General features: G+C 71.8%; 11 protein-coding genes and 1 pseudogene. 6 read left to right on the forward strand and 6 right to left on the reverse strand.

Annotated features, from left to right (window positions below; all coding sequences use genetic code 11):
• Positions 1 to 335 (forward strand): annotated as a pseudogene (locus tag ITI46_RS30830) (hypothetical protein); the annotation flags it as partial.
• Positions 336 to 383: 48 nt separating this feature from the next.
• On the opposite strand, the gene ITI46_RS30835 reads toward ITI46_RS30830, so the two are convergent.
• Positions 384 to 1,505, reverse strand: coding sequence for a sensor histidine kinase (locus tag ITI46_RS30835; RefSeq protein ID WP_209243227.1), 1,122 nt, complete (start codon positions 1,503 to 1,505; stop codon positions 384 to 386).
• Complete coding sequence (locus tag ITI46_RS30840; protein WP_209243228.1) at positions 1,502 to 2,164, reverse strand: response regulator transcription factor; 663 nt, start codon at positions 2,162 to 2,164, stop codon at positions 1,502 to 1,504. The genes ITI46_RS30835 and ITI46_RS30840 overlap by 4 nt, the downstream gene beginning before the upstream one ends.
• Before the next feature lie 183 nt (positions 2,165 to 2,347).
• Here ITI46_RS30840 and ITI46_RS30845 point away from each other — a divergent pair, with 183 nt between their 5' ends.
• The 3 genes from ITI46_RS30845 to ITI46_RS30855 are packed head-to-tail and all read left to right on the forward strand — an operon-like array spanning position 2,348 to position 5,567.
• The gene (locus ITI46_RS30845) at positions 2,348 to 3,286 is read left to right on the forward strand and encodes an ATP-binding cassette domain-containing protein (RefSeq protein WP_372452107.1); all 939 of its coding nucleotides are present in this window, start codon (positions 2,348 to 2,350) and stop codon (positions 3,284 to 3,286) included.
• Entirely contained in the window at positions 3,283 to 4,812 is a 1,530-nt protein-coding gene (locus ITI46_RS30850) for an ABC transporter permease subunit (protein WP_209243230.1), read from the forward strand. Before ITI46_RS30845 ends, ITI46_RS30850 begins: the two co-directional genes overlap by 4 nt.
• A complete protein-coding gene (locus ITI46_RS30855; RefSeq protein WP_209243231.1) occupies positions 4,809 to 5,567 on the forward strand; it encodes an ABC transporter permease subunit in 759 nt (252 codons plus the stop codon). The genes ITI46_RS30850 and ITI46_RS30855 overlap by 4 nt, the downstream gene beginning before the upstream one ends.
• A gap of 96 nt (positions 5,568 to 5,663) precedes the next feature.
• On the opposite strand, the gene ITI46_RS30860 is transcribed toward ITI46_RS30855, so the two are convergent.
• Positions 5,664 to 6,116, reverse strand: coding sequence for an SMI1/KNR4 family protein (locus ITI46_RS30860; protein WP_247746849.1), 453 nt, complete (start codon positions 6,114 to 6,116; stop codon positions 5,664 to 5,666).
• A gap of 169 nt (positions 6,117 to 6,285) precedes the next feature.
• Positions 6,286 to 7,080, reverse strand: coding sequence for a class I SAM-dependent methyltransferase (locus ITI46_RS30865; RefSeq protein ID WP_209243232.1), 795 nt, complete (start codon positions 7,078 to 7,080; stop codon positions 6,286 to 6,288).
• A 529-nt stretch (positions 7,081 to 7,609) separates the two neighbouring features.
• Here ITI46_RS30865 and ITI46_RS30870 point away from each other — a divergent pair.
• Both ITI46_RS30870 and ITI46_RS30875 read left to right on the forward strand, forming a co-directional pair.
• Positions 7,610 to 8,095: a hypothetical protein gene (locus tag ITI46_RS30870; protein WP_209243233.1), complete on the forward strand. Its 486-nt coding sequence runs from the start codon at positions 7,610 to 7,612 to the stop codon at positions 8,093 to 8,095.
• Positions 8,092 to 8,412, forward strand: a complete 321-nt coding sequence (locus ITI46_RS30875; protein WP_209243234.1) for a hypothetical protein — start codon at positions 8,092 to 8,094, stop codon at positions 8,410 to 8,412. The genes ITI46_RS30870 and ITI46_RS30875 overlap by 4 nt, the downstream gene beginning before the upstream one ends.
• A 158-nt stretch (positions 8,413 to 8,570) precedes the next feature.
• On the opposite strand, the gene madM is transcribed toward ITI46_RS30875, so the two are convergent.
• Positions 8,571 to 9,335: a malonate transporter subunit MadM gene (gene madM, locus ITI46_RS30880; RefSeq protein WP_209243235.1), complete on the reverse strand. Its 765-nt coding sequence runs from the start codon at positions 9,333 to 9,335 to the stop codon at positions 8,571 to 8,573.
• Between the two features lies 1 nt (position 9,336).
• A complete protein-coding gene (gene madL / locus ITI46_RS30885) occupies positions 9,337 to 9,738 on the reverse strand; it encodes a malonate transporter subunit MadL (RefSeq protein ID WP_209243236.1) in 402 nt (133 codons plus the stop codon).
• Between the last annotated feature and the right edge of the window lie 88 nt (positions 9,739 to 9,826).

The following is a 9,826-nucleotide window of genomic DNA, read 5'->3' on the forward strand; positions in this document are numbered from 1 at the left end:
CCAGCAGAACCCGCAGAGCCGGCAGGACCCGCAGAGCACGGCTTCCTTCGGTGCCGTACCGCCGCCGCCCGCCGGGCCGCCGTACGCCACGTTCCCCACACCTCCCGGCCCCCCGCCCCGGCGCGGACGTCCCGACCGGCCCGGCGGTCGCCCTGCGCGCCCACGCCGCCGCCCTCGGCGCCCACGCCGAACGCCTCCGCGCCGGCGCCGAAGCGCTGGAATGGACCGGCCCGGAGGCCGCCGCCTTCCACCACCGGGTCCAGCAACTCGCCCACCGCTGCACTGTCGCCGCGCGGTCCCTCACCGACGCGGCGACCCTCTTGGATGCCCGCTGAGTCGAGCCGGGAGTCACGTGGCCGCACGACAAGCCCGGACGGTATGCGTCAGGTCGCCGGCGTTCGGTCTGCGTACCCCCCGGGGAACCGCACGGTGATGGACAGGCCGCCTTCGGGGCGTGCGTCGGCGGTGAGGGTGGCGTCGTGCGCCTGGGCGACGGCGTTGACGATGGCGAGGCCGAGTCCGTGGCCGTCGCGGCGGCCGTGACGATCGGGCGCCAGCTTCTGGAAGGGCTGGAAGAGGCGCTGGACCTGGCTGCCGGGGATGACGGGTCCGCTGTTGGTGACCGTGAGGGTCACCTGCGGGCCCGAGGTCCAAGTGGAGATCCGCACATGGCCGTCTGTGTGGTTATGGCGGATGGCGTTGTCGATGAGGTTGGCGACGAGACTCTCGACCAGTCCCGGGTCCCCGGCCGTCACCGCGGGCGTCAAGTGTTCGGTGAGGTCGATGCCTCGCTCTGCTGCCCGGTCGCGGCGGGAGGCGAGCACCTCTTCGGCAATGTGGCCGAGGTCGAGGGTGTCCCGGCGGAAGATTCCGCGCTCGCTGGTGGCGAGGACGAACAGCGCCCTGACGACCCGCTCTTGGTGCCCGCCGAGGGCGAGGGCTTCCTGGCAGGCCGAGCGCAGCGTCCCGGCGTCGGCTTCGGGGTCGGAGAGGGCGACTTCGAGGAGGGTGCGCAGCCCGGCGAGGGGGGTGCGCAGCTCATGGGAGGCGTTGGCGACGAAGTGGCGCTGGGCGTCGAAGGCGGCTTGAAGGCGGGCGAACAGGTCGTCGAGGGTGTGGCCGAGCTCGGTCAGCTCGTCCGTGGGCTCGCCGAGGCCGAGGCGCCGGTGGAGGTCACCGGCGGAGATGGATTTGGCGGTGGCGGTGATGGTGCGCAGCGGGTGCAGGAACCGCCCTGCGACGAACCAGCCGGCAGCCAGGGCGACGGGAACCAGCACGACCAGGGCCACAGCCGATCCCGGGAGGAGCTGGGCCAGGCTGATCCCGCGCCCGGTTCCGGTGGTCGCACCCGGCGAGGGCCGGCCCTTGGGCGTGGTCGACTCGGCGCCGAGGAGCCCGACACCGACGAATACGAGCACGAAGACCCCGGCGGCGTAGAAGCCGGCCGCGTACGCGAGTGCCAGCCGCGTCTGCAAGGATCTTGTGGCGAGCTGCTGGGAGGTCATGACGGTGCGATCCGGTAGCCGCCTTCGCGGATGGTCTCGATCACGGGTGGATCACCGAGCTTGGCCCGCAACCGGTGCATGGTGTGCTTGACGGCGCTGCTGAAGGGGTCGGCGGCCTCGTCCCAGACCCGCTCCAGCAGCTCCTCGGCGGAGATCACCAGGCCGGGCGCGGCGAGCAGGCATTCGAGCAGCGCGAACTCCTTGGGGCTCAGCGCCAGGCGTCGGCCGGCCCGGAACGCGGTGCGGCGGGCGGGATCGAGGGTGATGTCCCCGCATGCCAGCGTCGGCGGCAGCGGCGGGGTGGCGCGGCGGGCCAGGGCGCGGACACGGGCGACCAGTTCGGCGAACGCGAACGGCTTGGGCAGGTAGTCGTCGGCGCCCAGGCGCAGGCCGTCGACGCGGTCCTCGACCGTGTCGGAGGCAGTGAGCATCAGCACCCGCGTCTCGCAGCGGCCGTGGGCGAGTTGCCGACAGATGTCGTCCCCGTGGACGCCGGGCAGGTCGCGGTCGAGGACCACCACCTCGTAGCGTGTGACGACGAGCCGGTCCAGAGCGGCGGTTCCGTCCAGAGCGACGTCGACGGCCATGCCCTCGCGGCGCAGACCGGTTCCGATGGAGCGGGCGAGGACCTCGAAGTCCTCGGCGACGAGGACCCTCACCGGCGTTCTCCACCGGCCGTCGGGTGGGCGGCGCGGGCGAACCGGCCGCCGGGTAGGTGTTCCATGCCCCGACGATGCCAGATCCCAGGTTCCAGCCGGGTCGCAGCCACCGCGACCCGGCTGGAACCGGGTGCCGCGTACAACCGTCGGCATGAGTCCATTTCCAACCGTGAGTTCGCTGCGGTGAGCGCCCAAGGGATCGTCGTCGCCGGACTGCGCAAGCGCTATGGAGCGACCCTGGCCCTCGACGGCATGTCCTTCACCGTCCGCCCGGGACTGGTGACCGGCTTCGTGGGCCCGAACGGGGCCGGGAAGTCCACCACCATGCGGGTGGTCCTCGGTCTGGACGCGGTCGAGGAAGGCACCGCGCTGATCGAGGGCCGGCGCTACCGCGGCCTTCGGCATCCGCTGAACCATATCGGTTCACTACTGGACGCGTCGGCACTGCACCCGGGCCGCAGTGGGCGTGACCACCTGCTGTGGCTGGCGCATTCACAGGGCCTGGCCGCGCGGCGGGTGGACCAGGTGATCGAGCAGGTCGGCCTGATTCCGGCGGCGCGGCGGAAGGCCGGCGGCTACTCGCTCGGCATGCGGCAGCGGCTCGGGATCGCCGCGGCCCTGCTGGGTGATCCGCCGGCAGTCATGCTCGATGAGCCGTTCAACGGCATGGATCCGGAAGGGATTGTCTGGATGCGCGGCTTCCTTCGGTCGCTGGCAGCGCAGGGCCGTGCCGTCCTGGTCTCCAGCCACCTGATGAGCGAGGTGCAGGACACGGCCGACCACCTCGTCGTGGTGGGGCGCGGCAAGGTGATAGCCGACGCCGGTGTGGCCGACCTGATCGCGGCCGCCTCCGGAAACCGAGTGGCGGTTCGGACCACGGCCGGGACCGCGGCGATGAGAGTGCTCGCGCAGGCCGGTGCCGCCGTCGCGGCCGTCGGCCGCGACACCATCACCGTCACCGGTCTGTCCCCGGACCGGATCGTGGGACTGCTGAACGAGTGCACGGTGGCGTTCTCGGAGGTGTCACCACACCGCCCCACGCTTGAGGAGGTCTACCTGGAACTCACCCGCGAGGCAGTCGAGTTCCGCACCGCGACTCCGCCCGAGGAGGTCGCCAGGTGACCTCCACCAGCACGCCGTACCGGTCCGCCAGGCGCGCCGGACGCGACGGCTTTGCCCAGGTGCTGCACGCGGAGTGGACCAAGTTCCGGACCGTCCGCAGCCGGCTGATCGGCACAGGGGCAGTGCCGCTGATGCTGGTGCTGTTCGCCCTGCTCGCCGGAGCCGGCGGAAACCAGCAGGGCTCACCACCCGTTCCCGTCGGACCGCACGGTGGGCCGGTCACCGACAGCTTCTACTTCGTACACCGGCCGCTCGGCGGAAACGGCAGCATCATCGTCTCCGTCTCCGCGCTCAGGAGCAGCATCGCCCAGGGCCCCGGCGACCTGCGGTCCGGCACCGTGCCGTGGGCGAAGGCCGGGCTCGTCATCAAGAAGGGCACGCGCCAGGGATCGCCCTATGCGGCGATCATGGCCACCGGCAGCCACGGTGTGCGGATGCAGGACGGTTACGTCAACGACACGGCCGGCCCGCCAGGCCGGGTCTCCGCCGAGTCGCCCCGCTGGTTGCGGCTGGACCGCTCGGGCGACACGGTCACCGGCTATGCCTCGGCCGACGGCACGAAGTGGACCAGGGTCGGTACCGCACAGGTGAGCGGGCTCGGACCGACCGCGCAGGTCGGGCTGTTCGTCGCCTCTCCGTCTGTTGCGGGCGGCGGGGGCACGGCCGGCAGTGTGTCCACGGCCACCTTCGAAGATCTCCGGACCCGTGCGGGCTGGGCCGACGGCGACTGGACGGGCGGTCAGGTGGGAGCCGGATCCCCCAGTTTCGCCGGCTACCCGCGCAACGCCTCGGGTTCGTTCGCCGGATCCGGTGACCGGTTCACCGTCACCGGTGCCGGCGACATAGCCCCCGCTGTCCGCGACAGCCTGCCGACCGGCGGGCACCTGAGGGACCTCCTCGCGGGCACGTTCGCCGCGCTGATCGCGGTGATCGTCGTAGGGGCGCTGTTCATCACCGAGGAGTACCGGAGCAAGATGATCCGCCTCACCCTCTCCGCAAGTCCGAGACGGGGCCGGGTGCTGGTGGCCAAGGCGATCGTGTTGTGGGCCGTCACCTTCGTCGCCGGAGCGGCGGGGGCGATCCTCGCAGCGCCGCTCGGGGAGCGGCTTGCCCGGGACAACGGCGTCTACATCTTTCCCGTGTCGTACTCGACCGAACTGCGGGTGGCGCTCGGGACCGCGGCGCTGCTCGCGACCGCATCGGTCCTGGCCCTCTCCGTCGGCGCCCTCTTCCGGCGCAGCGCCGGCGCGGTCGCCATGGTCACCGTGACCGTCGTGCTTCCCTACGTCCTCATCGCCCTCCCGTTCCTGCCCGCCGGCGTGGCGAAGGGAGTGGCCACCGCGACACCCGGGGCGGTCTTCGCCGTCCAGCAGACGCTTGTGCCGTACCACCAGGTGGCGAGCAACTACACGCCCTACTACGGCTACTACCCGCTGGCGCCATGGGCCGGGTTCGCCGTCCTGGCCTGCTACGCGGTGGCAGCTCTGGCCGCGGCCGCCGTCCTTCTCGACAGGAGGGACGCATGAGACCGGCACTGCACGCGGAATGGACGAAGCTCCGGACGGTTGCAGGGCCTCTGTGGCTGCTGCTGGCCACCGTCGCTGCGACGGTGGCCGTGAGCGCCGTTGCGACCTCGGTGGTGAACTGCACCGCCAGTGGCTGCGGCAGCGACACGACGAAGCTCAGTCTCACAGGGGTCCACCTCGGCCAGGCGCCTGTCGCCGTCCTGGCCGTGCTGATCATCAGCGGCGAGTACGGCTCGGGCATGCTCCGCACCACCCTGACGGCGGTGCCGCGGCGAGTGACCGTCCTCGCGGCCAAGGCCGTGATCCTCACCGGCGTCGTGGCCGTCGGCGGAGCGGTCGCCGTTCTCGGGTCGGTGCTCGCCGGGCGGCTCGTGCTGCCCGAGCCCGGGGACCGTGCGCTGTCCCTGGCCGACGGGCCGACGCTGCGCGCGGCCCTCGGAACAGTCCTCTATCTGATCCTGATCGGCCTTCTGAGCCTCGGTTTCGGGACCGCCGTGCGGGACGCCGCCACCAGCATGGGGGTTGTGCTCGGCCTGCTGTACGTCTTCCCGATCGTCTCCGGGACCGTCAGCGACCCGGAATTGCAGCGCCTGCTGGGGAAGTTCGCCCCGATGAGCGCCGGGCTCGCCATTCAGGCCACGACCCACCTCGGCAGCCTGCCCATCAGCCCCTGGGCCGGCCTCGGCGTGACTGCCGGGTGGGCCGCCGCAGCGCTGCTGACCGGCGGTCTGCTGCTGCGCATACGGGACGCCTAGGGCCGGAGCCGGGGGCCGAGTGGGAGCGTGGGTGGCCCCCAGCCACCGGCACTCCGCGGCGCCGCAGCGCGGAAGGCCACCCATACCAGCGGAAGCTCACCTGTACCAGTCGTCGCCGTCGCTCCTGGCGCGACGGTCGAGGTAGTCCGCCAAGGACAGGGCGACGCGCTTGCGTTCGTCGGTCTCGTGGTCCCATACGAAGACGTCGTCGGGCCGCCCTGCCGGGACGCGTACGAAGGCGAACTGGTCGCCTCCCCCGTTGTCAGCCATGAACATCAACTGCTCGAAGGACATGTAGTGGGCCGAGAAGTCGGAGTTGGCACGGAATTCCGCGTTCTGCTCGACGATCTCCCGCACCGACCACACCAGCCCGGCCCCGTACTCGTCCCGCACCCCGTTGCTCTCCCGGAGCAGCCCGCGCAGCGCGTCCGGGACCGGCTGTCCCAGCCGCCGCTCGATGTGATCGATCTCCGCGTCCGCTGCGGGCGCGGAGAACTCGGCGTCCTGGTACAGCCGCCTGATCATGTCCCGCCACATCGCGCTCACCATGTGGGAGATCTTGTAGGCCGTTCCGCCCGTCCGCAATGTCGGCGGGACGTCGAGCGCACCAGCCCCTGCCGAGCCGAAGAGAACCCGGCGGCCCGAGGGGCCGGGGCCGATGTCCAGCCGTGGGTCGCCGTGCGTGGAAATCGTCGGCCGTGGCCTTGGCTCCGGCGTCTCAGGGGCGGCGGCCCCAGGCCGAGATCATGGGGGAGGTGGCGAGATCGAGGCGTCCTGAGGCGACGTTGGCCAGGTGCTGTTCGATCTCCTCGTCCGTGGCCAGGCCCGCGGCGGTGAGCTTGTCACGCACCTGATGAACGGTTGCCGCCTCCAGGACGTCGCACGCGGGCGAGGTGATCGGGAAGTAGGCGTCGGCCTCGACATCGGCGAGGCCGGCTTCGCGCAGCAGCCGCGGCAGCTTGCGCCCGTAGGAGAGGTCGGCACCGCGCTGCCGCAACAGCCGGCGGAAGCCGTGGCGCAGCCGGTTGGCCAGTTCCTGCTCCGGGCCGTACTCGTCCGGGCAGATCAGCGGCTGCAGCGCGGGATCGGCGTCCTCGACCAGCAGCCATCCGCCCGGACGCAGCGCACGGACCATGGAGCGCAGCGCCGCGTCGCGGTCGGTGACGTGGACGAGGACGAGGCGGGCGTGGACCAGATCGAACGGTCCGGCCGGGGGCTCGTCGCGGGCGACATCGTGGCGCAGCACCTCGACCCCCTCGGTGGCGGCGGTCCCCGTCCAGGACACGTCGATGTCGGTGGCGACCACGTGCCCGCGGGGCCCGACCCGCGCGGCGAGCCATGCGGGGACGGTCGGGCCGCCGGCCCCCACCTCCCAGCAGCGCCACCCCTCAGCGATCCCGGTCGTCTCGAAGTGCCGGAACGTCGAGGCGTCGAAGAGCTCCGCCAGCGCCTTGAACCGAGTGCCCGCCTCGACCTGCCGGTTGTCCAGAAGGTACCCCTTGTCCTGGCCCATGGGCCGATCATGTCACGGTGCGGCCCAGGGGCTCTCGTAACGGGTAGCGATGCCGCGTCACCGCTTGAGGCGGTGATGCGTGCTCGACGGTGCTGAGGTGGGAAGCCGCCAGCCGCGGCCTGCGCGGACCGCGTGGCGGCGAGCAGGGCCTTCGAGCCGGGACGTCTGGGCGGTAGCTGTGAACTCCACACCGCTCCTTTTCCGTGCGCATACCATCCGCACGAGAAGAGAGGTGACCACCCATGTCCACAAGGCCCGTTCGGCACGTGGAAAAAGAAGCCCGAAGCGAATGTAGGGAAGCTGGACCGCAAGCGTTTCGAGGCACCGGACGACTGGATCCCAGGCCATGACCTCGACGGACTGCGCGAACCCATCGGCGTCCGTTGCCCGATCGCCCCTCTTCGCAGCACCGGGATTGCAGCCGAGAGAGGTGGTACCTGAGCTGCGTCACCACGCCCACCTACGGTGAACAGAGATCGCGCTGTCCATCGGCCTGCACCCTGCGCCGCCGCCGGCTGTACGGTCAGCCGTGCACCGCGCCGGGCGCTTCCTGGCCGCCCTGCGGGCGCGCACGGACCGGCGCGGCGACCTGGCCGCCGGCTGCGTACTGATCGCGGCCGGTGCCCTGCTGGCCGCCGACGCGGCGCTGGCGGCTGCGGGGCTGCCCGGCGCCGCGCCTTTCGCCGCCTTCCTCGCCGTCGCCGCTGCGGTCGCGGCGCTGGCGGAGCTGCGCGCCTGCGCGGGATACCGCGCGTACGGGGGCGACGGCTGGCGCGGGCCTGCCGGGGACGCGGCGGCTCGCGCTGTGCGGGGTCTGCCCGGCAGTGCGCTGGTGCTGCTCGCGCTGTGCACGGCGGGGGGGGGAGGGTGCGGCTGGGCGGTGCCGCCCCTGGTGGTTCCTGGTGCCGGGGCCGCTGGCGGTCGCGCTGACCGCTGTGGAGCCGCGCCCGCGGTGACCCCGGTGCGGGCCGCCACCGAGCGGAACCGTCGAGGGCGGCGCACACTGGCGCCATGACCATGTACGAGGGAGACGCCTGGGTCGTCACCGATGACGCCGAGTACTCCGTCACGGCCTCGCTCGAAGGCCACCGGGTCAGGATGCGGTGCTTTCCGTACGACAGGTCCGGAACCGCGCCGGTGTCCACCGTGCCCGGCTGGGGCGGCACGCTGACCGCCCAGGGACCGGATCAGGCGCGGGCCGTCCGGCAGGCCGGTGACCCGGTCCTGCGTACCGAGGACGGTGGCCGGGGCGCGTTCGTCGTCGTCGGTGCGGACCTCGGCACCGGGGTGCTCACGATCCGGGGCAGCGGAAAGGCACCGTTCGACATCTGAGCGCCCCGCGGCCCACAGTTCCCCGCACCCCGTCAGAGGCGCGGGGAACTGCTCCCCCAAGCTCTTCGAGCAGGGGGCGCCCCCACAGCGACAACCAACCCGCAGCCCGCGACGCTCAGTCAGGGGCACCCCCTCACCGGATCAGAGCGGCACGGTGTTCACCCGCCGACCAGCGCGCGCAGCGTCACATACAGCAGCGAGGGACCGAGCAGGCACCCGACACCGGTGTAGAAGGTTGCCGTCATCGCCCCGTACGGCACCAGCCGCTTGTCGGTGGCCGCCAGTCCGCCGGCCACTCCGGAGGTGGTGCCGAGCAGACCGCCGAAGGCCATGGCGGATTTCGGGTTGTTCAGCCCGATCAGCGGGGCGACCAGCGGCGTCCCCACCATCACCACGACGGACTTGACCAGCCCGGCGGCCACGGACAGCGCGATGACCTCCGAACTGGCGCCCACCGCTGTGCCGGTCACCGGCCCGACGATGTAGGTGGCCGCGCCGGCGCCGATGGTCGCCATCGACGCGGCATCCGTGTAGCCGAAGGCCGCGGCGATGACGGAACCGGCCACGAACGAGACCAGCACGCCCAGCAGGATCGACAGGGCACCCGCGGGGCCGGCCCGTTTGATCTGCTCCAGGTCGACGCCGTAGGCGGTGGAGACGATCGCGAAGTCCCGCAGCATCGCACCGCCCATCACGCCCAGCCCGGAGAGCACGGCGAAGTCGGCCAGTCCGGTCTCTCCACCGGTCACCGTGCCGCCCCAGTAGGCCAGCACCAGGCCGAGCAGGATGGCGATGGCGGAGCCGTGCAGCCGGCCGCGGGTGAGCTTCTTCGACAGCCATCCGGAGACCAGCATCAGCCCGCCGACCAGCGCGAAGGCCACCAGCAGGCCGTTGTCCTCGAAGACGGAGACGAACAGATCCATCTCAGGCCTCCTGCTTCTCTTGCTCGGTCAGCGGTGCCAGCGGCTCCGCCGGCTTGCCTATCCGCGCCACCGCGGGCACCAGGGCGCCTCCCGCGACGAGCGCCGCGAGGCCCGCCAGAATGGCCATCGGGCCGCCGGTCACCGCCTTGACCACGTTCTGGGTGGCAGCCATCGCGATGACGATGGGTATGTACATCGCGCTCCAGAAGAGCACGCCCTGCTCGCTGGGCTCGGGGAACTTGCCCTTTCTGCGCAGCCTGCTGGTGACCAGCACCAGCATGATCATGGCGAATCCGACTCCGCCGACGTTGGCGTCGACGCCCAGGGCTTCGCCGAGCAGTTCACCGACGAGCGTGCCCACGAGCATGCACAGCGCCAGCGCTGCCACTCCATAGATGACCATCGTCTTCTCCACACTGAGAGACTTCAGAAACCGGGTAACTGACAGGGGTGGGTCGACGGGTCCCGCTGGTCCGTGGTCGGCCCGTGGG

The sequence above is a fragment of the Streptomyces oryzae genome (assembly GCF_017676365.1).
GTDB classification, from domain to species: Bacteria; Actinomycetota; Actinomycetes; order Streptomycetales; family Streptomycetaceae; genus Streptomyces; species Streptomyces oryzae.

Bases quoted from the DNA above. Each gene is read 5' to 3' on its own strand.
- ITI46_RS30835 (WP_209243227.1), bottom strand. From the start codon at position 1,505: ATGACCTCCCAGCAGCTCGCCACAAGATCCTTGCAGACGCGGCTGGCA.
- ITI46_RS30855 (WP_209243231.1), top strand. From the start codon at position 4,809: ATGAGACCGGCACTGCACGCGGAATGGACGAAGCTCCGGACGGTTGCA.
- ITI46_RS30860 (WP_247746849.1), bottom strand. From the start codon at position 6,116: ATGGTGAGCGCGATGTGGCGGGACATGATCAGGCGGCTGTACCAGGAC.
- ITI46_RS30865 (WP_209243232.1), bottom strand. From the start codon at position 7,080: ATGGGCCAGGACAAGGGGTACCTTCTGGACAACCGGCAGGTCGAGGCG.
- ITI46_RS30875 (WP_209243234.1), top strand. From the start codon at position 8,092: ATGACCATGTACGAGGGAGACGCCTGGGTCGTCACCGATGACGCCGAG.
- madM (WP_209243235.1), bottom strand. From the start codon at position 9,335: ATGGATCTGTTCGTCTCCGTCTTCGAGGACAACGGCCTGCTGGTGGCC.
- madL (WP_209243236.1), bottom strand. From the start codon at position 9,738: ATGGTCATCTATGGAGTGGCAGCGCTGGCGCTGTGCATGCTCGTGGGC.